The sequence below is a fragment of the Candidatus Enterococcus testudinis genome (assembly GCF_002140915.1).
Taxonomy (GTDB): Bacteria; Bacillota; Bacilli; order Lactobacillales; family Enterococcaceae; genus Enterococcus_D; species Enterococcus_D testudinis.
In genome coordinates this window covers 1,382,614-1,408,839 of sequence record NZ_NGKU01000001.1, presented here as the reverse complement: position 1 = coordinate 1,408,839, position 26,226 = coordinate 1,382,614, and the positions used below count along the sequence as shown (strand labels likewise).

The 26,226-nt window shown below is 42.3% G+C and carries 19 protein-coding genes; 4 read left to right on the top strand and 15 right to left on the bottom strand.

The annotated features are described in order from the left end of the window. Positions 1–390 precede the first annotated feature (390 nt). The gene (glmS, locus tag A5886_RS06750; protein WP_086274243.1) at positions 391–2,202 is read left to right on the top strand and encodes a glutamine--fructose-6-phosphate transaminase (isomerizing); all 1,812 of its coding nucleotides are present in this window, start codon (positions 391–393) and stop codon (positions 2,200–2,202) included. 153 nt (positions 2,203–2,355) lie between these two features. On the opposite strand, the gene A5886_RS06745 is transcribed toward glmS, so the two are convergent. The 5 genes from A5886_RS06745 to nifJ all read right to left on the bottom strand — a co-directional run bounded on the left by A5886_RS06745 (position 2,356) and on the right by nifJ (position 10,166). After that, complete coding sequence (locus A5886_RS06745) at positions 2,356–2,667, bottom strand: DUF3784 domain-containing protein (RefSeq protein WP_086274242.1); 312 nt, start codon at positions 2,665–2,667, stop codon at positions 2,356–2,358. Between the two features lie 144 nt (positions 2,668–2,811). Beyond that, positions 2,812–4,167 (bottom strand): phosphoglucosamine mutase, encoded by a 1,356-nt coding sequence (gene glmM / locus A5886_RS06740; protein ID WP_086274241.1) that lies wholly within the window; start codon positions 4,165–4,167, stop codon positions 2,812–2,814. 29 nt (positions 4,168–4,196) lie between these two features. After that, positions 4,197–5,300 carry a CdaR family protein gene (locus A5886_RS06735; RefSeq protein WP_086274240.1) on the bottom strand — a complete coding sequence of 368 codons (1,104 nt, stop codon included), beginning with the start codon at positions 5,298–5,300 and terminating at the stop codon, positions 4,197–4,199. After that, a complete protein-coding gene (cdaA, locus tag A5886_RS06730; RefSeq protein WP_086274239.1) occupies positions 5,297–6,178 on the bottom strand; it encodes a diadenylate cyclase CdaA in 882 nt (293 codons plus the stop codon). The genes A5886_RS06735 and cdaA overlap by 4 nt, the downstream gene beginning before the upstream one ends. 274 nt (positions 6,179–6,452) lie before the next feature. Then, a complete protein-coding gene (gene nifJ, locus A5886_RS06725) occupies positions 6,453–10,166 on the bottom strand; it encodes a pyruvate:ferredoxin (flavodoxin) oxidoreductase (protein WP_086274238.1) in 3,714 nt (1,237 codons plus the stop codon). Between the two features lie 225 nt (positions 10,167–10,391). On the opposite strand from nifJ, the gene A5886_RS06720 reads away from it, so the two are divergent. Beyond that, entirely contained in the window at positions 10,392–10,907 is a 516-nt protein-coding gene (locus tag A5886_RS06720) for a DsbA family protein (protein ID WP_086274237.1), read from the top strand. A 54-nt stretch (positions 10,908–10,961) separates the two neighbouring features. Here A5886_RS06720 and whiA read toward each other — a convergent pair whose 3' ends face one another. The 7 genes from whiA to uvrB all read right to left on the bottom strand — a co-directional run bounded on the left by whiA (position 10,962) and on the right by uvrB (position 21,027). After that, entirely contained in the window at positions 10,962–11,897 is a 936-nt protein-coding gene (whiA, locus tag A5886_RS06715; RefSeq protein WP_086274236.1) for a DNA-binding protein WhiA, read from the bottom strand. Positions 11,898–11,928: 31 nt separating this feature from the next. Continuing rightward, positions 11,929–12,930 carry a gluconeogenesis factor YvcK family protein gene (locus A5886_RS06710; RefSeq protein WP_086274235.1) on the bottom strand — a complete coding sequence of 334 codons (1,002 nt, stop codon included), beginning with the start codon at positions 12,928–12,930 and terminating at the stop codon, positions 11,929–11,931. After that, on the bottom strand, positions 12,927–13,817 hold the full coding sequence (gene rapZ / locus A5886_RS06705) for an RNase adapter RapZ (RefSeq protein ID WP_086274234.1): 891 nt from the start codon (positions 13,815–13,817) through the stop codon (positions 12,927–12,929). Before rapZ ends, A5886_RS06710 begins: the two co-directional genes overlap by 4 nt. A gap of 120 nt (positions 13,818–13,937) precedes the next feature. Beyond that, entirely contained in the window at positions 13,938–14,642 is a 705-nt protein-coding gene (locus tag A5886_RS06700; RefSeq protein WP_086274233.1) for an amino acid racemase, read from the bottom strand. 3 nt (positions 14,643–14,645) lie between these two features. After that, the gene (locus A5886_RS06695) at positions 14,646–15,899 is read right to left on the bottom strand and encodes a carboxylate--amine ligase (protein WP_086274232.1); all 1,254 of its coding nucleotides are present in this window, start codon (positions 15,897–15,899) and stop codon (positions 14,646–14,648) included. A 306-nt stretch (positions 15,900–16,205) separates the two neighbouring features. Beyond that, entirely contained in the window at positions 16,206–19,022 is a 2,817-nt protein-coding gene (uvrA, locus tag A5886_RS06690; RefSeq protein WP_086274231.1) for an excinuclease ABC subunit UvrA, read from the bottom strand. Between the two features lie 13 nt (positions 19,023–19,035). Continuing rightward, positions 19,036–21,027: an excinuclease ABC subunit UvrB gene (gene uvrB / locus A5886_RS06685; RefSeq protein ID WP_086274230.1), complete on the bottom strand. Its 1,992-nt coding sequence runs from the start codon at positions 21,025–21,027 to the stop codon at positions 19,036–19,038. A 305-nt stretch (positions 21,028–21,332) separates the two neighbouring features. Here uvrB and A5886_RS06680 point away from each other — a divergent pair, with 305 nt between their 5' ends. Together A5886_RS06680 and A5886_RS06675 are read left to right on the top strand one after the other, a co-directional pair. Continuing rightward, positions 21,333–23,456: an amino acid ABC transporter substrate-binding protein/permease gene (locus A5886_RS06680; RefSeq protein ID WP_373404598.1), complete on the top strand. Its 2,124-nt coding sequence runs from the start codon at positions 21,333–21,335 to the stop codon at positions 23,454–23,456. Between the two features lies 1 nt (position 23,457). Beyond that, on the top strand, positions 23,458–24,195 hold the full coding sequence (locus tag A5886_RS06675) for an amino acid ABC transporter ATP-binding protein (protein ID WP_086274228.1): 738 nt from the start codon (positions 23,458–23,460) through the stop codon (positions 24,193–24,195). Positions 24,196–24,309: 114 nt separating this feature from the next. Here A5886_RS06675 and A5886_RS06670 read toward each other — a convergent pair whose 3' ends face one another. The 3 genes from A5886_RS06670 to A5886_RS06660 are packed head-to-tail and all read right to left on the bottom strand — an operon-like array spanning position 24,310 to position 26,113. Continuing rightward, complete coding sequence (locus A5886_RS06670; RefSeq protein ID WP_086274227.1) at positions 24,310–24,624, bottom strand: hypothetical protein; 315 nt, start codon at positions 24,622–24,624, stop codon at positions 24,310–24,312. A gap of 5 nt (positions 24,625–24,629) precedes the next feature. After that, positions 24,630–25,655 carry a hypothetical protein gene (locus A5886_RS06665; RefSeq protein ID WP_086274226.1) on the bottom strand — a complete coding sequence of 342 codons (1,026 nt, stop codon included), beginning with the start codon at positions 25,653–25,655 and terminating at the stop codon, positions 24,630–24,632. Beyond that, positions 25,652–26,113: an RNA polymerase sigma factor gene (locus tag A5886_RS06660; protein WP_086274225.1), complete on the bottom strand. Its 462-nt coding sequence runs from the start codon at positions 26,111–26,113 to the stop codon at positions 25,652–25,654. The genes A5886_RS06665 and A5886_RS06660 overlap by 4 nt, the downstream gene beginning before the upstream one ends. Positions 26,114–26,226: the final 113 nt, after the last annotated feature.

Below are 26,226 nucleotides of genomic sequence, written 5' to 3'. Positions count from 1 at the left end.
AGCCATATGGGCAAATTTCATCGGATTCTTTTCTAAGCTCAAAACAGGTTGACGACTGCTGAGACACGCCATGCTTGTTTATTTTTAGTGTCATCTATACCAATTTTATTTATTTTTTGTAATCTGTTGACAGGCGTTTCTATAAATAGTATCATATTGCTTGTATTTCTATAAAATAATGTCAAGGAGGATAGATAGACCAATACGGATAGCGCCTGATCTGGCAACAGATGACGAGGAAAGAGTTGATCGAAGTTTTCGGCGGATGGCTCTAGGGACTGCACTCTACAAGCAAACACAAACCCACATTGAAACATGTGCACAAAAGTTTGCTACGCAGATAGAAATACATAATCGACAGAAAAAATTTTTGAAAGTAGGATTGTCATTATGTGTGGAATTGTAGGAATTGTTGGAAAGTCAAATGCAGAACAGATTATTTTGAATGGATTGGAACGTTTGGAATATCGCGGCTATGATTCAGCGGGAATGTACGTTGCAGATCGTACTTCTGATCACTTGATCAAGGCACAAGGAAGAATCAAAAACTTGGAAGCCAAAGTGACACCAGAGGTAACAGGAACGATCGGTATCGGCCATACACGTTGGGCAACCCACGGTAAGCCATCAGAAAGAAATGCCCATCCCCATACGTCAGGTAATGAAGAATTGGTTTTGGTCCATAACGGCGTGATCGAAAACTTTGAGGAATTACACGACACCTATTTGGCAGATCATCACTTTGCTGGCCAAACAGATACCGAAATCGTTGTTCACCTGATCGAAGTCTTGAAAGCACAAAACAGCAGCACAACAAAAGAAGCCTTCAAACAAGCGTTGACTTTGATTCGCGGCTCATACGCATTTGCATTAGTCGACAAAAAAGATTCAGAAACAATCTATGTTGCAAAAAACAAAAGCCCATTGTTGATTGGTCTTGGCGACGGCTTCAATGTCATCTGCAGTGATGCATTGGCGATGTTGGATCAAACCACCCACTTTGTTGAAATCGAAGACGGTGAAATGGTGACTGTCCAAGCGGATGAAATCACCATCGAAGACTTAAAAGGCAACTTAGTCTATCGTGAATCTTACGAAGCACAACTTGATTTGACTGATATTGAAAAAGGCACATACCCATACTATATGTTGAAAGAAATCGATGACCAACCCACTGTGATGCGTCGTCTCATTCAAGAATATCAAGGAACGAATGGCCAAGTGACCATTGATCCGCAATTAAAAGCAGAAATGATTGCAAGCGACCGGATCTATATCATCGCATGCGGCACCAGCAATCATGCCGGTTGGGCAGCAAAAGCCATCCTTGAAACATTGACGCAAATTCCAGTCGAAGTCCATTTGTCTAGTGAGTTTGGGTACAATACACCATTGCTTTCAGCCAAACCTTTCTTTATTTTCTTGACTCAAAGCGGAGAAACTGCTGACAGCCGTCAAGTATTGGTTAAAATCAATGCATTAGGTTTGCCAAGTCTCACAATCACCAATGTAGCCGGTTCTACATTGTCTCGGGAAGCCAAACATACATTGTTGTTACATGCTGGTCCTGAAATCGCCGTCGCATCAACAAAAGCTTATACAGCACAAATCGCAGTCATGACTTTATTGGCCAAAGCGATTGGTGATGAAAAAGCCGTACAAGCAGCGTTTGATTTTGATGTCTTTCATGAATTAAGTATCGTTGCATCAACCATGGAAACATTGGTGGATGAAAAAGCAGTCATCAGTCAATTTGCCGAAGACTTCTTATCAACAAGCCGTAACGCCTTTTATATCGGACGTGGCAATGATTACTATGTATCTATGGAAGCAGCCTTAAAACTGAAAGAAATCTCTTATATCCAAGCCGAAGGTTTCGCAGCTGGCGAATTGAAACATGGAACGATTGCCTTGATTGAAGAAGGTACGCCGGTGATCGGTATTATTTCAGAAGCAGTCACTGGTTCTCATACCCGAGGCAACTTGAAAGAAGTTGAATCCCGTGGTGCCCATACGTTGGTCATAGCCAGTCAAGAACTCGCGAAACCAACCGATCAAATTATCATCCCGAATGTGCACCCATTAGTCACGAGCTTAGTATCGGTGATTCCTACACAACTACTCGCTTACTTTGCAACATTGCAACGGGGTTATGATGTAGACAAACCCCGTAACTTGGCAAAATCAGTAACAGTTGAATAAAGTTTTTTAAACGTTTATTACTTTAAATGAACTGAATACAAACCAATCCCCAGTGCCTGCAGTATCGACACTGGGGATTGGTTTGTTCTGGTTGGTTTTCTAAAAGTTTTCTACATATCCTGTTCTGAAAAATACTTTAACCCGATTGCCCCCTCACCGCTTCATACACCACGTACCATTAAGCACCACAATAACAATAAGCACGATAATGAAAAACACCAGAAACAACAACTGCCAAAGCATTGTCCTGTCGTCAACAAAAACATTCATGGTAGCCACCAATATACCTAATACAAGCATGCCGATCCCATTGACCAAATACAAACGTTGCAAATCATACTTGGCTTTCTTTTCTTTTGAAGCCGTATTATAACCTGCGATCAATCGCCAGCCATGACCAGTTAAGAATAAAATGCCTACAAAAACAAATACGATAACGATCAGCCATTCAACGGCAAACCCCATAAGCAGTCCTCCTTTGATTCAACAGTTTTTTGACCAATTATACTATCATTTTTCAGATTATATGCTCATTTTATCACAATGACTTTAGAACATCTCTTGAATCCAGAAAAAAAACCAACGAATCATCGTTGGTTTTGGCATTCTCTATTCAGCCCCGATTTCCTCACGGACAACCGCAGCGATTTTATCAACATAATAATCTACTTTTTCAATCGTTGGTGCTTCAGCCATGACACGGAGTAATGGTTCCGTTCCTGAAGGGCGAACCAAGATTCGGCCTTCGCCATTCATTTCAGCTTCAGCTTCAGCCACGATTTTGGCGATTGCTGGCACTTCCATGGCACCATTTTTATCAGTCACACGGATGTTGACCAATTTTTGTGGATAGATGGTGACTTCACCAGCTAGTTCAGATAGCTTCTTACCGGTTTGTTTCATAATATTCAATAATTGGATCCCCGACAATAAGCCGTCACCTGTTGTATTGAAATCCAAAAAGATCATATGACCCGATTGTTCGCCGCCAAAGTTATAATCATTTTTGCGCATTTCTTCAACCACATATCGGTCACCGACTTGTGTGATGACATCTTTCAAGCCAATTGCTTCAACGGCTTTATGGAAGCCAAGATTACTCATCACTGTCGTAACGATTGTGCCTTGATTCAAGCGTTTTTGTTCAGCTAAATACTTGGCACAGATATACATGATCTTATCGCCATCGACGATATTTCCTAATTCATCGACCGCGATCACACGGTCGCCATCACCATCAAAAGCCAAGCCTGCATCAGCGCCTTTTTCCACCACAAATGCAGCCAGTTTTTCTGGATGTGTCGAACCAACGCCGTCGTTGATGTTCAAGCCGTCAGGTGACGTACCCATCGTATAAAAATCAGTCTCCAAGTCTGCAAACAAACGATTGACGCTGGTTGCTGTGGCACCATTGGCTGCATCGACACAGACAGTGATTCCTTCTAGATCTCCCGGAATCGTTTGGCGCAAGAATTGAGAATACTTCAACAAGCCTTCTGGAAATTCATCCACCGTACCCAATCCTTCTGCTGAAGGACGTGGCAATGTGTCTTCTGGTGCATCAAGCAATGCTTCAATCTCCGCTTCTTGCTCATCCACCAATTTGAACCCATCATTTCCAAAAAACTTGATGCCGTTGTCCAAAGCTGGATTATGTGAAGCAGAAATCATGACACCGGCGCTTGCTTTTTGGACTTTCGTCAAGTAAGCCACACCCGGTGTGGAGATCACACCCAATTGGAAGACTTCGATCCCAACAGATAAAAGACCAGCAATAAGCGCATTTTCCAGCATTTGTCCCGAAATACGGGTGTCTCTACCCACCAAAACTCGTGGTTGACGGTCGTCCGTTTCGTGCTGGCTTAATACGTACCCACCGTATCGTCCTAATTTAAACGCTAATTCTGGCGTTAACTCCTTATTTGCTTCTCCTCGCACACCATCTGTACCAAAATATTTTCCCATTTTAAAAACCTCTCTTATTCGTACTCATTTCAATTTGTTGATTCAGTTTCACTGGTTGCTGCACTTTCAACGCTTTCTTGATCACTTTCTTGTCCAAGACTCGTTGACGACGCATTATCAGACGTTGCAGTCGACGAATCACTCGTTTGATCAGCAGCTGCTTCCTCACTGTCATTTGCTGATTGGGCAACTGGTGTGATTTGGATCGTCACTTCGACAGGATTGATCGTTGTGCCATCAGGTGCAGGTATTGTCACCGTTTGTTCAGTGGTTGCAGTGATCCCGCTGATATCTACCGGAACACCGATTTGCGTAGTTTGATCTAGTATATCCTGCGGTCCAGTTAAAGCAGCACTGATACTGCTCATGCGATAAATATAATGCGAAATACCGTTTGGCAACGTCCCTTGTTGTGTCACGAATAGCTCGACATCTTTAGTCGGTGCTTCCATTGTGATTGCGACATCTACCGTATCGGGATCCGCAACGATTGCCAATGGATTTTTGTTGATATCCCATGCTTCGATCACGGCAGAGACTGTACCTGAATCATTCGGAATATCATCAGGATCGATCACCGCTACAACACGATCGATATCAGCCGCTGTTTGTTCACCAGTAGTGATCGTCACTTCTTGGGGTGCAGCTACCATTGATTCGATCGCATAGCCGCTGCTATCATCTTCAGTCGAAACAACAGGTTCAACTGTATATGTTTTGGTGACTTTCTTCTCAATGGTCACCGTGACTGTTTTTGGCTCGATCTCAGCCGAAACACTGGAGCTGATGTTTTGAATTTCTAATGGCACTTCATGGGTGCCGACATCCAAATCAGATAAATCAGCCACAACCCGAAAGCTGCGGGTCTCTTCATTTTTTTCTGCATTCAATTGCACCCGATTGCGACTGCTCAATGTCACGTTGACGGTTGTTTCAAATCCTTGAATGAAATAATCATTCGTATCATATATGGTTTGAATCGGCACAGCATCAATTTCTTCTTGATAGGCATTGACTGAGCCAGACAGATCAACTTGTAAGGAGGATCCGCTAGCGATAAAAAATAATACCAAACTAAAGAACAGCGCTAGTATACCATAAAATAGATTCTGACGGCGATCCTTCTTAATCATTTTCTTCCCCCTTTATTGACCCCTTCTAGGAAAGATTGCAGGACATTGCGCTTGCCGATTTTGTCTTCAGGTACCAATTCGCGATTCAAGATTGCTAAGTATTCTTGTCTTGATAATTCAGTCATCATGCGATTATTCAAGGTAATACTGACATCTCCAGTTTCTTCAGAGACAATCAATGTCAAGGCATCACTGACTTCAGAGATCCCCACAGCCGCACGATGCCGCGTCCCAAATTCTTTAGGGATCAGCGGACTTTCAGATAGTGGCAAGTAGGCACTTGCTACAGCAATCTTGTCTTCTCTGATGATCACCGCACCATCATGTAGGGGTGTATTGGGAATAAAGATATTGATCAACAATTCTCCAGTCACATCTGCATCCAATGCAATCCCTGTTTCAATGTATTCTTCCAGACCTGTCGTCCGTTCGATGGTGATCAATGCACCAATTTTCCGTTTGGCCATGTATTGGACCGCTTTATCTAATGACTGGACCAACACTTCATCTTGATGCTTCTCATTCTTAGATGTTTTGAATAATGAACTGCGTCCTAAATGTTCTAGCCCTCGCCGGATCTCCGGTTGAAAAATAACAATCGCCGCTATCACACCATAGGTGATGACTTGATCCATCAACCAGGACAAGGTCTTTAATCCAATGATACCCGCTAAGAAACGCAAAACAATGAACAGGCCGACCCCTTTGAATAGTTGGATTGCTTTGGTGCCCCGCACCAGTTGGATCAATTTATAGACGAGATACCAAACAACGATGACATCCAAAAGATTGACAAAAAACGAGAGTGAAAATATATCAAATGAGAGTAAATCTCTCCAATAATCTAGGTTAAAAAAATCAGTAAAATTTATCGACATAAACAGCCTTCCTTTATTCTTAAGACTTCAAACAATAGTATAACATAGGTCTGTATTCAAAGATTCAAAAAAAAACAAAATTATGAAAAAGTTTCAAAAACAATGAAAATCCCTATTTTCAGTCTACCATGTTTTTCTCATCATCGTTGATGAGAAGGCCTGCCCTCAACCATTTATTTTCAAAAATGAGTCAAAAAGAAAAAACAGAAGTATGAAAAAGCTTGCTGCTTTCTATACTTCTGTTTTTTTGATGCAATAATCAAGCTTGAAAAGATCACTCTTGGCCTTGTTTACGACGAGCTGCTCTAGCCGCGCGTCTTGCCTCTTTTGCTGCCTGCTCTTCTGGTGTCAGTGTTCGTGCTTTGCCTTCTTTTTTTGCTTCTACTGGGGTTGATTCTGCTGCCTGATCAGGGTCAGCTTTTTTTGTAGCGCTATCTTGAATCGTTTTTTCCAATTTGGCGCGAATTTTTTCTTCCAGACCGGCCAGCCGTGCATAGCGATAAAAACGTGTTTGGGCGTCATTAACGGTTTTAGCAAACAAGCCTTCACTTGCTGCTGCATTGGCATTTTTTAATGATGAGAAACGGATTTGCGTATCCATAAAGGCTGGCATCAAAGCAAAATTAGGTTTCTTGTAATCTAGAATCATCGGAATTTTTCCGGCTTCTGCCAGTAGAGGATTGTACCGATATAGGGACCAATAACCTGAAGCCACTGCTTCTTTGGCTTCTTTCAATGATTGCCGCATCCCGCCAGCTAAGCCGTGGGTGATACATGGTGTATAGGCAATGATCAATGATGGTCCTGGGAAGCGTTCCGCTTCTTCAAAGGCTTTGATCGTCTGCATTTGATTGGCACCAGAAGCAATCTGAGCCACATACACATGCCCATACGTCATCGCCATCATCCCAAGATCTTTCTTCGCTGCATACTTGCCGTTCGCTGCAAATTTAGCAATAGCGGAAGCTGGCGTTGCTTTCGATACTTGGCCTCCGGTATTGGAATAGACTTCATTATCTAGAACCAAGATATTGACATCAGCACCGGATGCCAATACATGGTCAATCCCCCCAAAGCCAATATCATAGGCCCAACCATCTCCACCAATCATCCATTGACTCGGTTTCACGAATAAATCATTGTCTGTCAAAATAGTTGGAATCGATGGATGCTTGTCTGCGTCCTCAGTCAGAGCCGCTGTTAATTTGACTGCCCGTTGTTGTGTCCCAGCACTTTCTTCACGGTGTTCCTGCCAGTCGCTGATCAGTGCTTTGGTTGGATCAGAAACGAAGGCCTTCACTGCTTCTAATTGTTCTGCTAGTGCTTCTCTGCGGGTTTGATTGGCCAGGAACATACCATAGCCATATTCTGCATTGTCTTCGAATAATGAATTAGACCAAGCAGGACCCTGTCCCTCCTCATTCGTTGTATAAGGCGATACTGGTGCAGCTGCACCCCAGATAGATGAACAGCCGGTGGCATTGGCGATCATCATTCGGTCCCCAAACATTTGTGTCAACAGTTTGACATAGGGCGTTTCCCCGCATCCCGCACAAGCGCCGGAAAATTCTAGCAAAGGCTTGGTGAATTGCGAGCCCATGACCGTACCCGGTTTGGCAGGATTTTCTTTTTGGCGTAATGTCATCGCAAATGCCCAATTGACCGCTTGCTCTTTTTGTTCGTCATATGGACGCATCATCAACGCTTTGCCTTTGGCTGGACAAGCTTCCACACATAGCCCACATCCGGTACAATCTTCAACAGACACTTGGATACGGTACTTTTGACCATTAGCACCGCGCATTTCTCGAACGATGTAACCTTCTGGCGCTTCAGCCATTTCGTCTTCATCTGCCAAGAAAGGCCGTATAGCGGCATGAGGACAAACAAAGGCACATTCATTACACATCGTGCACCGATCAGCTAGCCATTCGGGCACTTCAACAGCAACGCCACGTTTTTCAACAGCGGTTGTCCCCAAAGGCATGGTACCTTCTGTCATATGATTACGCACGAGGGTCCCCACACTTAGTTCATTGCCTTCTTGACGATTGACAGGTTCAACGATTTCTCGTACATACCGTGAATCGGCATTAGAGGTTTTGACAGGTACAACGATCGTTGCCCATTCTTTAGGAATCTCGATTTTGTGCAATATTTCGATCGTTCGATCAATCGCAAGCTGATTTTTTTCAACGATGGCCATTGATTTGTGGCCATAACTTTTTCGCGCTTCTTCTTTCAAAATCGGTATAATCTGTTCGATAGGTATAATTCCAGCCAGATAAAAGAAGGCTGTCTCCATCGCCGTATTGATCCGACCACCTAGACCAACTTCCATTGCCAGTTGCATGGCATTGATCGTATAAAAATCGATGTCATTTTCTGCTAGATATCGCTTCATCTTTTTCGGCAGATTTTTCATGATCTGCGCTTCATTCCAGGTCGTATTCAGCAAGAATGTTCCGCCTTTTTTCAACCCTTTCAATAAATCATAGGTATGCAAATAGGCAGGTGTATGACAGGCAATAAAATCTGCATGTTCAATCAAATACGTCGAGCGAATCGGTGTATCGCCAAAGCGCAAATGTGATACGGTCAAACCGCCAGATTTTTTGGAATCATAATGAAAATAACCTTGTACATATTTATCTGTTCGGTCACCAATGATTTTGATAGCAGACTTATTGGCACCGACTGTCCCATCTGACCCGAAGCCCCAAAACTTCGCTTGAAAAGTAGCTGGGTTGGTCAGATCTAAAGTGCCTTTAGAAGGCAATGATAATGCTGTGACTTCATCAACGATACCGATGGTGAATCTTTTCTTCTGTAAGGCACTTGGCTTGATCAACTCATCATATACGGCCACGATTTGGTCTGGTGTGACATCCTTTGAACCCAGTCCATACCGTCCGCCAATGATTACTGGACGAATCACAGCATCATACATGGCACTTTGCACATCCAACAAGAGAGATTCGCCATTGGCACCGGGTTCTTTGCTGCGATCCAGCACTGCTATTGATTGAACAGTGTGGGGCAATTTCTCCAAAAAGACCGCCAATGGGAACGGACGGTATAAGTGAATCGTCAACAAGCCGACTTTACGCCCTTGTCGGTTGAGATAATCAACCGTCTGTTGAACCGTTTGTGCACAAGAGCCAATCGTAACGATGACCTCGGTTGCATCTTCAGCACCATAATAGTTCACCAAGTCATATGACGTTCCCCGCAGTTGGTTGATTTGCTGCATATAATGCCGAACGATTTCCGGCAATTGATCATAATAACGATTGACAGTTTCTCTTTGTTGAAAATGAATCTCAGGACTCTGATTTGTCCCGCTGACCGTTGGATGATTCGGGTTCATCGCTTTTTTGCGGAATGCGGCTACTTTCTCTTGATTGACCATTTTCGCCAAGTCTTCATATTCGATAACCTCGATTTTTTGGATCTCATGACTGGTTCGAAAGCCGTCAAAAAAGTTTAAGAACGGGACGTTGGCTTCGATAGCTGCCAAATGAGCTACTGGTGCTAAGTCCATGACTTCTTGCACAGAACTTTCTGCCAGCATCGCAAACCCCGTCTGTCTAGCAGCCATCACATCCGTATGGTCGCCAAAAATATTCAACGCATTGGTGGTCACAGCACGACTGGCCACATGAAATACGCCTGGTAAGAGCTCACCAGCGATCTTATACATATTCGGCAGCATCAAGAGCAAGCCTTGTGAAGCTGTATAGGTGGTCGTCAACGCACCCGTTTTCAGCGAACCGTGGACCACGCCTGCGGCACCTGCTTCTGACTGCATCTCCACGACTTTAACTGGCTGACCAAATATATTTTTCTTTCCTTGTGCCGACCATTGATCCACCAACTCTGCCATCGTTGAACTAGGCGTGATCGGATAAATCGCAGCTAATTCGGTAAAGGCATATGAAATATACGCAGCAGCTGTATTGCCGTCCATAGTTTTTCTCTTCATTATTATCTATCTTCCTTCAATCATTCGATTTGCACAATAAAACACAACTCATTATAGCTGATTCAGTTGAATTAATAAAGATTTCCTTGGTGATTCTCTTTAAATTCGTGAAATCACATACATATATTAATTGTCACCTTATTGATCAATTTGTCGTAGAAATAAAAGTGCGAGATGCTTTTCTTTCTCTTCTTTATTCGCTAAACTAAAGAAAAAGGAGGTTTTACAATGGATATATCAATTATTAAGGCCGAACAAACCAATGCCATCACAGGGATTCAGATCGGCGATGCTGATACTAAGCCGATCATCGAATTTATCAACGTTCGTTGCCCTTACTGCCGCCAATGGTTTGAAGAGTCCTCATCAATTTTGAATGAAGCTGTGGCTGCTGGCAAAATTCGCCGCGTAATCAAATTGTTTGATAAAGAAAAAGAATCATTACAACGTGGGAACGTTATGCATCGCTATATTTCCACCAATGATCAGGCTGCCGCGATTACTCAGTTGAGTAAAATTTTTCAAACACAAGATGCGTGGGGTCATTTAAGCTTAGCTGAAGTTGCTGAATATGCTGAAAACACCCTTGGGCTGACTCTAAGCGACCACCAGGCACAAGCAACAGCCATAGTCGAAGAAGCAAATGAAGCCAATATCCAATTTGTACCGACAGTGATCTTAGACGGACACATCTTTGATGAATCTATCAGCGGAGATGAATTGACTGAATTGATCAATCAATAAAATAAAACAGATAGTGACCAAAAGAAGCACTCTCTTTTGGTCACTATCTGTTTTTTAACTGACTTGTTCTCGCAAGCGATCCGCGAATTCATTGATTTTGCGGATTCGATGATTGATTCCTGATTTAGAGATAGCCCCAGATGGAATCATCTCGCCCAGTTCTTTCAAGCTCACTTCTGGATGTTCTAAACGCAATGCCGCAATTTCTTGTAGTTTATCTGGCAGTGCTTGCAAACCCACCCGAAGTTGAATAAATTCGATATTGTCGATTTGTTTAGACGCCGCGTCGATGGTTTTGTTCATATTGGCCGTTTCACAATTGACCAAGCGATTGACTGAATTGCGCATATCTCGTACGATACGGACGTCTTCGAATTTTAACATTGAATTGGTTGCACCAATCAATGTCAGGAAATCAGCAATCTTCTCGGCACCTTTCAAATAAGCAATACTGCCATTTCTGCGCTCTAAAGCTCTAGCATTCAATCCATAAGCATTCAGCATATCGCAAATATCTTGGTTATGCTCTTCATAGATTGAATAGATTTCCAAGTGATAACGACTGGTTTCAGGATTGTTGATTGACCCAGAAGCCATAAACGCGCCCCGCAAATATGAGCGCATTTTTTGGGTATTCCCCATGATTTCATCGGAAACATGGCTATTGAACATCATTCCATCCATGATATCTAAATCCAGCAGAACACGTTTCGTGTCTTGTTTTAATCGGACGATATAGACATTGTTTTTCTTTAGTTTCATTTTTCGCCGTACCAGCAACTCGCTGCGTACATCGTAATGATCTTTCAGCAGCGAATAAATACGCCTTGCGATTGCGGCATTTTCGGTTTGCACATTCAGCACAAACTGTTGATTGTTGATACTCAGTGAACCATTCATACGAATCAATGCCGCCAATTCGGCTTTGGCATGTTCACGATGCACTTCTAATGTTGTTAATTCTTTTTTTACTTCAGCAGCAAAGGACATCTAATCCCTTCCTTTCTCAATGACACACAAACTAGATTCTCGCGGCATAGACGATCCGCAGCAATTCCTCAATGACCTTTTCGCCATCATGGAAGACCCCGCCATTTTTCAGTGCCAGAAAATCTGCAGAAACAACGCGGCAAGCCTCGTCCCGCAACCCTTTGAAATCATGTTTGACTTGCACTAAATACTCGTCATAGATTTCAGGATCCATATAGCCTTCGGGTACTCTTTCGGTATTGACCAGCACTGTATCGATAAAGGGTTTGCCCAAATGTTGATGCAATACGCGTACGTGATCAGCATCCGTAAAATGCTCTGTTTCGCCTTTTTGCGTCATAATATTACAGATATAGACCGTTTCGGCCGTAGTTTCCAACAGCGCTTGACCGATTTCACTGATCATTAAATTGGGCAAAATACTGGTGAATAAGCTGCCAGGTCCCAAGACGATCATGTCTGCTTCCATGATTGACGAAACTACTTTGCGTGCTGCTTTCGGTGCGTCATTATTTTCTTGATTACGAACGAAGACATGATCGATGGTTTTGCGGTCGAGAGCAATTTTTGACTCCCCCACGGCTTCCGTTCCATCTTTAAAGACTGCATGCAATACAAGGGGCAGATCAGATGAAGGATATACTTGCCCATCGATGTGCATGATCTTCGATAAAATTTGGATGGCTTCATACGTACTGCTGCGCATTTCTGCGATGGCCGCAATGATCAGATTGCCTAACGCATGATTGGCCAAAAACTTGTCTTCTGCTTTAAATCGATACTGGAAAATATCATTGTAGAGTTGCGGCATATCTGACAAAGCTGCCAAGACATTGCGCAAATCCCCCGGAGGTGAAATCGATGACACCAGATTACGGATCTCACCGCTACTCCCGCCGTCATCAGCGACAGTGACGATGGCGGTGATATCAACGCCCTGATTACGCAGACTCTTCAAGATAACTGGCAAACCAGTTCCACCGCCCACCACGACGATTTTTGGTTTTCTAATACGATAGGTTTTCATCTTCATGATCGATTCACCGTTTCTTTACGTTTATCTTTGTCACGGTGGGTGATATTGACCTTATAATCCTCAGACAATGCTGCCCCTACTCGTTCAGATAAAGCCACCGATCGATGTTGTCCGCCAGTACAGCCGATTGCAACCGTTAAACTGCTTTTGCCCTCATTGACATACCCCGGCATGATCGTTTGCAATAAGCCGGTGAATCTTTGATAGAATTCTTCCGTTTCTGGAAAAGACATCACATACTCATAGACGGTTTGATCTTTTCCAGTCAATGGGCGTAATTCAGGAATATAGTGGGGATTTGGCAAAAACCGAACATCCATTACAATATCAGCATCGATGGGCAAGCCATATTTAAAGCCGAAAGAAATGATTTCGATTCGAAAACCTGTTTCATGAGAAGAACGAAATTCTTGATTGATTTTTTCTCTTAATTGTCTAGGTGTCAGCGTCGTTGTATCGATCACAATACTGGCACGGGTCTTTAAATCTTCTAAAATCGCACGTTCTTTGCGAATCCCTTCAGTGACTAATCCATCCATCGCCAACGGGTGTGCTCTGCGGGTTTCTTTATAACGTGAAACCAATTCACTATCCGAAGCATCCAAAAACAAAATGCGGGTATCGATGAAATTGGTGTTTTCAATATCGATCAGCATACTTTGGATTTCTTCAAAGAAAGAACGTGAACGCAAATCGACGACTAAGGCAATCTTGGTCACTTTACCAGACTCCTTGATTAATTCCCAAAATTTCGGTACCAGACTTGGCGGCATATTGTCGATACAAAAAAACCCCATATCTTCAAAACTCTGGATTGCAACAGTCTTACCTGCGCCACTCATTCCAGTGATAATTACTAATTCTAAATGATCTACTTCAGTCATTTTCACAAAACCCCTTTCTCCAACTCTTATATTATATCATGCCGGGCGTATCATTGGAATACTTGCCCACATAAAAAGACGTCAGCTCGCAGTACAAGCCAACGTCCGCTTCTTGTTCAATTACACTCTCAGCGCCAATGCTTTTTCGATCGTCAAGTCAACGATGATCGATTGCGCATCAACGACAGGATACGGATTATTTTCCGTAAACTCCTCCATCAATGAAAGTTCTGTACAGCCTAGAACAACTGCTTCACAGCCGATTTTTTTGGTGACTTTTTCCAAAATATCGAAGTAAAGTGCTTGATCCAGCTGACCATTTTCTTTGATGCGGTCATAAATCAACGTATTGACCATTTTCTGAATTTCCCGCGATGGCAAGTAGACATCAATACCCAAATCACGTAGTTCTTTTTCATAGATACCGGCCTTGATACTACCTTCCGTCCCCAACAAAGCAACTTTGCCTGTTATCCCTTGAGCTTTGACTGCTTCAGCGGCTGCCCGAGGCATATGCAGAATGGGAATGGGTGTGGCTGCTTGTAACGTATCGAAGAAATAGTGTGCAGTATTACACGTCAAAACGATAAATGCTGGCTGCAGCAAATTTTGTTTTGCAATATCATCTAGCAAATATGGCACTGGATTCTCTAATTGATCATCCAAAATATAAGCTGTTCGATCAGGGACTGTCGCATGATTGAATAACACATAATTCAAGTAATCTTGGTCTTTGTGGGCGTGGGTTCTTTGGTTCAAGATCCGAACATAACTTTCTGTGGCCATTGTACCCATACCGCCTAAAATACTAAAGAAATTCTCCATTAACTATCCTTCTTTCGTAGAGAAGAATGTTTTAAACCGTTTATTATATAGATAAAACATTCTTTTCAACAAGATCCATCGTTTAAGAGACATATCATTTTGATAAAAGACAGTCGTTCCCCAACGGTCTTGGGCCAATAGTTTTTTGGCACGTTCTTTGTCTTCATTTTCTTTGGCATAGGTCAAGAAAATATTTTTTGGCACACCAAGCCAGAGTTTGGCTTCCGGTGCATCTGCTTTGCCATAAATCGTTTCAACATACGGTTTTTCAAAGACTAGGTCTTCTGTCAAGAATTGCGCCAGGTTCAAACCGCTCAGCGTAATGAAGAAACTGCTGCGTCCTTGACGTAAATTGATTTCAAATAATTTGTACTGGCCATCTCGTCGATCATATTTCAAATCAAAGTTGGCGAAGCCGACGTAATTGATTTCTTTTAAAAAGGTCTGAATCATTTGATAGATTTGTTGATTTTCATCGGGAATGATCACAACATAGTTCCCTACAGCACCAGGTGTGGGATCTTCTAATAACGGATGCCCCAATGCCATTACACGGACGTCATGATTTTCATCAACATAGGCATTTAAAACCCGCATATTGCTGTCATCACCGGGAATAAAGTCTTGGACGATCATTTCATGTGTATAGCCTGCTTGGTAAATCCGGGCTACGATTGTTTCAAACTCTTGCCGATCATCAATAATAAAGGCTTTCTTCCGTCCTTCAAAATCAACAGATAACCATGCCACACTATTGGCAGGTTTCAATGCCACTGGAAAATCGAAAGGCAACGCTTCTTTGAATTGGCCATCCACCAATAAATCTTTGGTTAAAATAAAGGTCTTCGGATAAGGCAAGCCGTATTCTTCACAGACTTCATAGAAACTAACTTTGTTGATCAATCGTTTCAACAAGCTGTAATCATTGGCAATAAATGTGTAATAAGGCTTCAATGTTTCTTTATGTTTTGCCAGAAGTTCCGCATAGCCGTCACCGCAAGGAATCAACAGATAGCGCACGTCGGGATCATGATAAGTGGTTTTTGCCAAATCGACCAAAGTATCAATAAAGCCCGGATCATGGTCGAAACCTGCTACTTGATTGACTTTCACGATTTTACTGAAACGCGTTGGCGCCAATTCAGTACCTGCATAAGCAACTGATTGGATACCATAGGCTTCATGGAAAGCTCGTGCCATTCCATATACATTCATATCACTACCTAATAATATTGGTAGAAATTTGTCCTGACTCATTTAAACCACTCTCTCTTTTGGATACTAAAAATAATATTGTTTATATGCTACGTTTTACAATAGACTTATTCTACCACAAAGAAAAAAGCAATCAAAGCATATATCTTTGACTGCTTTCTTCTACTTTGAACGGATAGAACTTATAGGCTGTTTATTCAGTAAGAATATACGTATACCTATTGATATTCTAACAAAAATAATCTTAAATTCAAGAGACTTGAGGGAAATTTTTAAATAATTCACAATTGTTTAAAAATTAGTTAAACTTTAGCCTTATCAATGGAAGTCTACTTGATTTTTACGATTTTACAGCACTTTCTTCAAATAATGACCCGTGTAACTCTCAGGCACAGCAGCAATCTTCTCTGGTGTACCAGTTGCGATAATCGTCCCTCCACCATCTCCGCCTTCAGGACCTAAATCGATCACATAGTCAGCAGATTTGATCACATCAAGGTTGTGTTCGATCACTAATACCGTATTGCCGGCGTCAACAAACCGCTCTAATACTTGTAGTAAGCGGGCAATATCATCCGTATGCAAGCCCGTTGTCGGCTCGTCTAAGATATAAAAACTCTTGCCGTTTGAATTCTTGTGGAGTTCGCTAGCCAGTTTCATCCGCTGGGCTTCTCCGCCAGACAATGTTGTCGCTGGTTGACCCATTGTCACATAGCCCAACCCAACATCTACGATGGTTTGCAACTTGCGGTGGATCTTAGGAATATGCTTGAAGAATTCTACCGCATCTTCAACAGTCATATCCAAAATCTCCGCAATATTCTTACCTTTGTAATGTACTTCCAATGTTTCAGAGTTGTACCGTTTGCCATGACAAACTTCACATGGGACGTATACATCTGGCAAGAAGTGCATCTCGATTTTAATAATCCCATCGCCTTTACATGCTTCGCAACGGCCGCCTTTGACGTTAAAACTAAACCTACCTTTTTTGTAGCCGCGAACTTTGGCTTCATTGGTTTTCGCAAACAAATCACGTATGTCATCAAAGACACTTGTATACGTTGCTGGATTGCTTCGCGGTGTCCGCCCAATTGGGCTTTGATCGATATCGATCAGTTTTTCGATTTCTTCATAGCCAGTGATCGATTTGAATTTCCCTGGTTTATTTGAATTACGATTGATTTTTTGCGCCAACGATTTTTTCAAGATCTCATTGACCAGTGTTGATTTGCCAGAGCCAGATACACCAGTCACAGCAACAAATTTACCTAATGGAAAATCAACAGAAACATTCTTCAAATTGTTTTCTGTGGCGCCTGTGATACGAATGTCTTTCCCATTACCGGCACGTCGTTCCTTTGGTGTCGGGATGCTCTTTTTGCCAGATAAATATTGTCCGGTCAAAGATTTTTTGTTTTTTGCGACTTGCGCAGGTGTACCGGCAGCTACGATTTCTCCGCCAGCATGTCCAGCTCCTGGACCCACATCGATCAAGTAATCCGCTGCCCGCATCGTATCTTCATCATGTTCCACCACGATCAATGTGTTGCCTAGGTCTCGCATTTTGCGCAAGGATTCCAACAAACGGTCATTGTCTCGTTGGTGCAACCCAATCGAAGGCTCATCTAAGATATACAACACGCCAGAAAGGTTGGAACCGATTTGGGTCGCCAAACGGATCCGTTGTGCTTCCCCTCCTGACAGTGTACCGGACGCCCGACTCAATGTGAGGTAATCTAGCCCGACATTTTTCAAGAAACTCAAGCGATCATCGACTTCTTTGACGATTGGCTTGGCAATCGTTTGTTCAGATTCAGTCAATGTCAAATCCTCAACAAAAGTCAACGCATTGTTGATGGCCAATTCGTTCAATTCACCAATATGTTTGCCATTGACTTTGACACAGAGAGCTTGCGGGTTCAAACGATACCCTTTACAGGTTTTACAAGTCAACTCCGTCATATATAAGCGCATTTGATCCCGGGTGAAATCTGAATTGGTTTCATGATAACGTCGTTTGATATTCGGCAAAATGCCTTCGAAAGCGACTTCGACATCGCGGACACCGCCAAAATCATTTTCGTAATGGAAATGGAAGATTTCTCCGTTAGAGCCATTCAAAATAATATCTTGGTGTTCTTTCGGCAACTCTTCAAATGGTGTATCCATGTCGATATTGAATTCTAAACAAGCTTGTTCCAACATTTGCGGATAATATTGCGAACTGATGGGGTTCCAAGGCAGCAATGCCCCTTCCCGCAATGTTTTCGTTGGATCAGGAATCACCAAGTCGGTATCTACTTCTAATTTGATCCCTAAGCCGTCACAATCAGGACAAGCACCAAATGGCGCATTGAAAGAGAATAGTCGCGGTTCTAATTCACCAACGGTAAATCCACAATACGGGCATGAATAGTGCTCACTGAACAATAACTCTTTTTCACCGATCACATCAACGATCGCATAGCCGTCAGCCAATCTCAATGCTGCTTCAAAAGAATCGAATAGGCGGGAGCGAATGCCTTCTTTGACGACGATACGGTCAATAATAATAGCTATATCATGTTTTTTGTTCTTTTCCAGCTCTGGTGCTTCTGAGACATCGTAGGTCTCCCCGTCCACTCGCATCCGGACATACCCTTCCCGTTGAATACGCTCGAAGACTTTCTTGTGCTGGCCTTTCTTTTGATTGACCAAAGGTGCCATCAATTGAATCTTCGTACGCTCGGGCAATGCCAATACTTCGTCGACCATTTGCTCTACAGACTGACTCGTGATCTCAATATGATCATTGGGACAGATAGGATGACCGATCCGCGCATAAAGCAAGCGCAAATAGTCATTGATTTCGGTTACAGTACCGACAGTCGAACGCGGATTTTTGCTCGTCGTTTTCTGATCGATGGAAATGGCAGGGCTCAAACCGTCGATGCTATCGACATCTGGTTTGTCCATCTGACCCAAAAATTGTCGGGCATAAGCAGATAGACTTTCGACATATCTCCTTTGACCTTCCGCATATAAGGTATCAAAGGCCAAAGAACTTTTTCCTGACCCGGATAAACCGGTCACCACCACTAATTGATCACGGGGTATCGTCACATCAATATTTTTCAAATTATGAGCCCGAGCCCCATGGATCACGATTTTATCATTTGCCATAATGTATCTCCTTCTAATCTGCTGCTTTCAATTCTAGGATCGCATCCCGTAACGTCGCGGCAGTTTCAAAATCTAATGCTTTGGCTGCATCTTTCATTTCTTTTTCTAATTTAAGCAACAATGTTGCTTTTTCTTCACGGGTCAAATCGTCATAAGAAGCGGTGGTATATTCGCCCGTTTCTTCGGCGACCTTAGTAATAGCGATCAGATCCCGAATTTCTTTGATAATGGTTTTAGGCTCAATGCCGTGTTCTTGATTGTACGCCTCTTGGATACTGCGGCGGCGTGCAGTTTCATCGATAGCTCGCTGCATAGAATCCGTCATTTTATCTGCATACATGATTACTTTCCCGTCAGAATTACGAGCGGCCCGTCCAATTGTTTGGACCAACGAACGTTCACTGCGCAAGAAGCCTTCTTTATCAGCATCCAATATCGCTACCAGTGAAACTTCCGGTACATCGATTCCTTCCCGCAGCAAGTTGATACCGATCAAGACATCAAATTCACCCAATCGCAGATCGCGAATGATCTCCGTTCGCTCCAAAGTCTTGATGTCACTATGAAGATACTTGACCTTGATACCCAATTCTTTGAAATAATCGGTTAAATCTTCCGCCATCTTCTTAGTCAATGTCGTAACAAAGACCCGCTGATTCAGCTCGACACGTTCATTGATTTCACCCACCAAATCATCGATCTGTCCCATGATTGGTCGCACTTCGACGACAGGATCTAAGAGACCGGTTGGTCGAATGATTTGTTGGACGACTGTGTCGGTTTGATCATATTCATAAGGACCTGGTGTTGCTGATACATATACGATTTGATTGACATGTTCTTCAAACTCTTCAAGTCTTAATGGACGGTTATCCAAAGCAGACGGCAAACGGAAACCATAGTCTATAAGCATTTGCTTACGCGCCCGGTCACCGTTATACATCCCGCGGATCTGCGGCATCGTCACATGGGATTCATCAATCACCAGCAAGAAATCGTCTGGGAAGAAATCCAGTAACGTATAAGGCGGTTCCCCTTCTTTTCGGCCGTCCATATGACGGGAATAGTTTTCAATCCCTGAGGTGTAGCCCATTTCTCGCATCATCTCAATATCATAATTGGTTCGCTGTTCTAATCGTTGCGCTTCTAATAGTTTGTTTTCATCCCGCAAGACTGTCAAACGTGCATCCAATTCACTTTGAATCGTAGAGATCGCATGCTCCATATGGTCTTCATTTGTCACAAAGTGAGTGGCTGGGAAAATCGACACATGTTCTGTATCGCTCAAAATCTCACCAGTCAACGCATCGACTTCACGAATCCGATCGATCTCGTCACCAAAAAACTCAACCCGCAATGCCCGTTCATCTCTTGAAGCTGGGAAGATCTCAACGACATCCCCACGCACGCGAAATCGGCCCCGTTGAAAGTCGATATCATTGCGTTCAAATTGAATATCGATCATTTCTTTCAATAATTGATCACGGGATTTTTCCATTCCAACCCGTAACGAAACCACTTGGCGTGCATATTCAATAGGTGAACCCAAACCAAAGATACAAGACACAGATGCCACAACGATCACGTCATTACGCTCTAGCAATGAACTTGTTGCTGAGTGGCGTAATTTATCGATTTCATCATTGACGCTGGAATCTTTCTCAATGTAGGTATCACTAGAAGGCACATAGGCTTCTGGTTGATAATAATCATAATAACTCACAAAATATTCAACAGCATTATTGGGAAAGAAATCTTTGAACTCCCCATACAATTGTCCGGCTAATGTTTTGTTATGGGCAATGATCAATGTCGGTTTATTGACCTCTTTGATCAAATTGGAGACCGTATACGTCTTACCTGTACCAGTCGCTCCCAATAAAATCTGCGCCTTTTTTCCGTCGACGACACCGTCCACCAGTTGATGGATTGCTTCTGGCTGATCACCAGCAGGTTGATATTTTGAAACCAAATCAAACTTGTGGGAAGTTGTTCTTTCGATCATCTTCATTCCCCCTCACATATTCTAAAGGATGACAAAAAAAGAAAAAACGCCATCGCTTTTCCACTAATCAGTATACCATAGCGAACATACTTTCGCTATCATTTGCTTCGTCATTTTCCAAGCATTAACAGATACTTAAGATGTTATGATTTCTAACATACGATGTAAGATTTACATCACTTTGTCACGATTTTTTTCTGAAAAGCTTGTGTGTTGAGTGAAAAATTCATATAATCTATAAATACGTTACAACTAAAGGGGGAATTTTCTTGAACAGAAAACAAAGAGCCTTCGCTTTAGTTGCGCTGATTATCAGCTTTTTTGCTTTTTCAGCAAAGTCAGCCAACGCGGAGGAAACAACGTATAAGATAGGAACAGATTTAACATTCGCGCCTTTCGAATTCCAAAATGAAAACAATGAGTATGTTGGAATCGATATAGATTTATTACATGCAATTGCCGAAGATCAAGGGTTCAATGTTGATTTACGCCCGTTAGGGTTTGATTCTTCTATCCAAGGTGTCCAGTCCAATCAATTAGATGGTATGATCGCGGGTATGAGCATTACCGATGAGCGGAAAGAAACATTTGATTTTTCTGATCCATATTTTGACAGCGGCATCCAAATGGCGGTTGCTGCTGATAACGATAGTATCACCAGTTATGAGGATTTAGAAGGTGAAACGGTCGGCGCCAAAGTTGGGACTGAAAGTGCACGCTTCTTAGAAGAAAACAAAGACAAATATGGCTATGACATCAAAAACTATGATGATGCCAGCGGTTTGTATGGTGCTGTCCGCAATGGAACAGTTGTAGCGATCTTTGATGACTATCCGGTTCTAGGTTATGCCATCAACAATGGTGAAGCCATGAAACTAGTTGGCGAGCCAGAAGCAGGTGCTTCTTACGGTTTTGCAGTCAAAAAAGGCCAAAATGCAGATTTATTAGAAAAGTTCAATACAGGACTTGCTCACTTGAAAGAATCTGGCGAATATGACAAAATCGTTGCCACTTATATCAGCACATCTGATAGCACAACCTCCTCAGATGATAGTGAAATGGTCAAAGTTGAACCAAAGAAAGATGTCTACAAAATTGCCAGCGACTCTGCGTTCGCACCCTTTGAATTTCAAAACGAAGACAATGAATATGTTGGTATCGATGTGGATTTATTAACACGAGCGGCAGAAATGCAAGGCTTCAATATTGAATTTAACTTTATTGGGTTCTCTGGAGCCCTGCAAGCATTAGACGGCAATCAAGCCGATGGAATGATTGCTGGGATGAGTATTACAGATGAACGAAAAGCTTCATATGATTTCTCAGACTCTTACTTTGAAAGCGGCATTCAGTTAGCAGTCAAAGAAGGAAATGAAGATATTTCTTCATATGAAGATCTTGATGGCAAAACAGTTGGTGCCAAAGTTGGAACGGAAAGTGCTGACTTCTTGATTGCCAACGAAGACAAATATGGCTATTCAATCAAATATTATGACGCCGCAGACCAATTATATGCTGCAGTCAGCGGTGGTCAAATCGATGCCATGATGGATGACTATCCAGTTATTGGATACGCCATTGCGCAAGGTCAAAAATTGACCACTCCGATTGAAAAAGAAACCGGCGGCCAATATGGGTTTGCAGTCAAAAAAGGCCAAAATCCAGAATTGATCGAGATGTTCAACGAAGCCTTAAAAGAAATGAAACGAACTGGTGAATATGATCAAATCGTCGGTAAATATATCCAAGATGGTTCTGCCACGGAGAAAAAAGTCGATGAATCAACGATCAGTGGCTTAGTCAGCAATAACTATCAAGTATTATTGAAAGGCCTTTGGAACACATTGCTTCTAGCTTTGATTTCATTTGCTTTGGCTTTAGTGATTGGTATCATCTTAGGGCTGTTCAGTGTGGCACCCATCAAAGCACTACGAGTGATTGCTGGTATCTATGTTGATATTATTCGAGGCATCCCAATGATGGTACTGGCCTTCTTCATTTTCTTTGGTTTATCAGATGCGATCGGTATCACGATTCCCGACTTTGCAGCAGGTGTCATCACACTGACCCTGAACGCCAGTGCCTATATCGCGGAGATTGTTCGTGGCGGGATCAATGCCGTTCCGAATGGCCAAATGGAAGCCTCCCGCAGCTTGGGCATGACCTACACCCGCACAATGCAAAAAATCGTATTGCCGCAAGCGATAAAAATTATGATCCCATCTTTCGTCAATCAATTTGTCATTTCACTGAAAGATACAACGATCATTTCCGTTATCGGTGTGGTAGAACTATTGCAAACAGGTAAGATCATTGTTGCCCGCACAACGCAAAGTACCTATGTCTACTTGATTATCGCCATCATGTACTTGGTTGTGATCACTGCTTTAACTAAACTTGCCAAAGTTTTAGAAAAGAAGGTGAAATAAAGTGAAAGAAAAAATCTTAGTTGAAAATTTAGTTAAAAAATTCGGTAACAATACTGTACTTAACGATATCAATGTTTCTATTGAAGAGGGCGAAGTTGTTTGTGTGATTGGTCCTTCCGGTTCAGGAAAATCGACTTTCTTGCGTTGCTTGAACCGCTTGGAAGAACCAACAAGCGGTGACATCATCATTGATGGTGCACACTTGATGGATAAAAATACCAACATCAATGCTGTCCGTCAGCATATTGGGATGGTCTTCCAGCATTTCAACCTCTTCCCCCATCTATCTGTGTTAGAGAATATTATCCTAGCTCCGATGGATCTAAAAAATGCGACCCGTAAAGAAGCTGAAGCCAATGCCGTTCGTTTGCTTGAAACGGTCGGTCTAGCTGACAAAAAGGATATGTATCCAGACAATCTTTCAGGTGGACAAAAACAACGGGTAGCCATCGCTCGTGCTTTGGCGATGAATCCCGATGTCATGTTGTTCGATGAACCCACATCCGCACTTGACCCAGAAATGGTCGGCGATGTGTTGAATGTGATGAAGAAATTAGCCAAACAAGGAATGACGATGGTGATCGTTACCCATGAAATGGGCTTTGCCAAAGAAGTCGCCAATCGAGTGATGTTCATTGACGGCGGGAACTTCTTAGAAGATGGCACGCCAGAACAAATCTTCAGCAATCCTAAAAACGAACGGACCAAAGACTTCTTAGATAAGGTCTTGAATATCTGATTATTAAAATAGCGACCCTTAAAAGTTAGATTATTAGTCTACCTTTTAGGGGTCGCTTCATTTTGGGCATAATTTTTTGGTTAAATTGTTTGTTACATTTTCTACGTCTTGCTTTTATAGTATATATACACTGCCACAGACTAAAATCAATACGATAGTTGGAGAAATCAATTCTTTCAGCCAACTTTTGTCTCGCCAGGCCAAAAGAGCAATGCCTATGATACAAATGATCAATAAGATGGGATTGAATAGATAATAAAAAAATCCATTTCCAGCTGCCGCATCAACTGGCATATCAACAAGTGAAACAGTAAGATTTGTAATGGTCGAAAACAAAAATCGGATACATGCAAGGTAGAACAGATAAAGTAAGCTATACCCTTTTATGATGATTGACAGTATATGCCCATCATAATCAATTTTTTTCATATGAATTATCCTCCTATCGTGATTACTTGTTGCATCATCACATCTTGGACTTGTCTCACTTGTACCCGCATGATCATGGATGCTTGTTTTTGCAGCCAGTCAGCCAGTTCTGTGCCAGTACCGGTGATCAACACTGCATGTACCTTCACACCATTCTCTTCAACATAGCTTTGCAGATCTTGAAAATCGTGCAGTTGAATCGAATGAAGGCTATTACTAAGGAAACGCACATTTTCTTCATTATCCCATCCTAGATTCCCATAAGTATCGAAATGATCATTCAGATAGGCAATCCCTTCTTCCACCGCTGTCAACACTTGCTGATCATAATTGTTTGCTGATACTTGTTGTACCATCGCATCAGAATAGCCAAAATTGCTGCCCGACTGATAAGCAATCGTATAATGTTGGACAGCCAAATCTCCAACGATTTCTCTGATCGAACTTGGGGCTTGGTCATTTTTTAACGTAGCGGCTAGCGTCACTTGCTTCAAATCACCTAATCCAGTCAAATAATCAACTAATTCATCATAGGTGTTGACTTGCTGATCAGGGTTATACATATTTGCAGAAAACGCATAGGCATTCAAATCATTACTGTCCACCCGGGTTTGTGTGCGCTGATCAAATAAAAAACGATTGTATAAGGTATAGACAACCTGATCTTGGTTGCCGTTTTTTGCTATGAGGGGATAGAACTCTTTTTTGCCTAGGACGTTCAGGGACGCTTGCTGATTAAAGGGATCATAGTGCAAATTTTCTTGTCCCATCTCATACCATAAGTAACGATATTTTTCGAGCGCATCCTCCCGTAGGTAATCTTGATACGCATGTAAGTTGACCACAGATGGCAGACTTTGATAATCGACATCCTCCCGGAGAACCCACCGATAATATGCAGCTGGAACCATAAAAGAAAGGATGTATGCAACCACACTAAAAAATAGTAAATGATAAATCAACAACCAACCAAAACGATGTTTTGATCGCTGAACAGATTTTTGTAACCTTTGATAGTCCTTCTCTTTCATTTCATCACCTGCTTTTTGATTTTTTGACGCGCTTGGAAAACCCTTGACTTAACGGTACTCTCTTTGACATCTATGATTTCTGCTATTTCTTGATAGCTGTACCCTCTAATCGATAAAATAAACGGCCGGCGTAATTTATCTGACAATCGATTGATTGATTCCAACAAGATTGTTTGTTCCGTCAATACATGACCGAAGGATTGTTCTAGATCGATATAGTCCGAAAAATCTTCTGGCAAAAATACAAGTTTCTTTCGTCGATAAAAATCATACAAAGTAAACTTCGCAATCGTGAAAAGCCAGGCTTCAAAGTTTTCCGGCTGTTGCTTGGGTAAAGCCAGCAGAACTTTCAAAAACACTTCTTGCGTCAAATCTTCCGCATAATAACGATCCTTCACCCGCTGAATAAAATAGTATTGGATGCGATCGTAATAGGTTTGAACCAACTCCTCCAACACTATCCCTCCCCGCTACTTATAATGACGTTTGAACCGATAAAAAGTTGCAAAAAAGTTTTTCATGAAATGTAACCTATTTTGCCGCACAAAAAAACTGTATATTTGCTGGACAA

Excerpts from the sequence above, each read along its gene's own strand:
- A5886_RS06745 (WP_086274242.1), bottom strand. The coding sequence starts at position 2,667 with ATGGGGTTTGCCGTTGAATGGCTGATCGTTATCGTATTTGTTTTTGTA.
- A5886_RS06665 (WP_086274226.1), bottom strand. The coding sequence starts at position 25,655 with ATGAAAGAGAAGGACTATCAAAGGTTACAAAAATCTGTTCAGCGATCA.
- glmM (WP_086274241.1), bottom strand. The coding sequence starts at position 4,167 with ATGGGAAAATATTTTGGTACAGATGGTGTGCGAGGAGAAGCAAATAAG.
- A5886_RS06710 (WP_086274235.1), bottom strand. The coding sequence starts at position 12,930 with ATGAAGATGAAAACCTATCGTATTAGAAAACCAAAAATCGTCGTGGTG.
- A5886_RS06735 (WP_086274240.1), bottom strand. The coding sequence starts at position 5,300 with ATGATTAAGAAGGATCGCCGTCAGAATCTATTTTATGGTATACTAGCG.
- glmS (WP_086274243.1), top strand. The coding sequence starts at position 391 with ATGTGTGGAATTGTAGGAATTGTTGGAAAGTCAAATGCAGAACAGATT.
- A5886_RS06695 (WP_086274232.1), bottom strand. The coding sequence starts at position 15,899 with ATGAGTCAGGACAAATTTCTACCAATATTATTAGGTAGTGATATGAAT.
- uvrA (WP_086274231.1), bottom strand. The coding sequence starts at position 19,022 with ATGGCAAATGATAAAATCGTGATCCATGGGGCTCGGGCTCATAATTTG.
- A5886_RS06700 (WP_086274233.1), bottom strand. The coding sequence starts at position 14,642 with ATGGAGAATTTCTTTAGTATTTTAGGCGGTATGGGTACAATGGCCACA.
- whiA (WP_086274236.1), bottom strand. The coding sequence starts at position 11,897 with ATGTCCTTTGCTGCTGAAGTAAAAAAAGAATTAACAACATTAGAAGTG.
- uvrB (WP_086274230.1), bottom strand. The coding sequence starts at position 21,027 with ATGATCGAAAGAACAACTTCCCACAAGTTTGATTTGGTTTCAAAATAT.
- rapZ (WP_086274234.1), bottom strand. The coding sequence starts at position 13,817 with ATGACTGAAGTAGATCATTTAGAATTAGTAATTATCACTGGAATGAGT.
- A5886_RS06670 (WP_086274227.1), bottom strand. The coding sequence starts at position 24,624 with ATGAAAAAAATTGATTATGATGGGCATATACTGTCAATCATCATAAAA.
- cdaA (WP_086274239.1), bottom strand. The coding sequence starts at position 6,178 with ATGTCGATAAATTTTACTGATTTTTTTAACCTAGATTATTGGAGAGAT.
- A5886_RS06720 (WP_086274237.1), top strand. The coding sequence starts at position 10,392 with ATGGATATATCAATTATTAAGGCCGAACAAACCAATGCCATCACAGGG.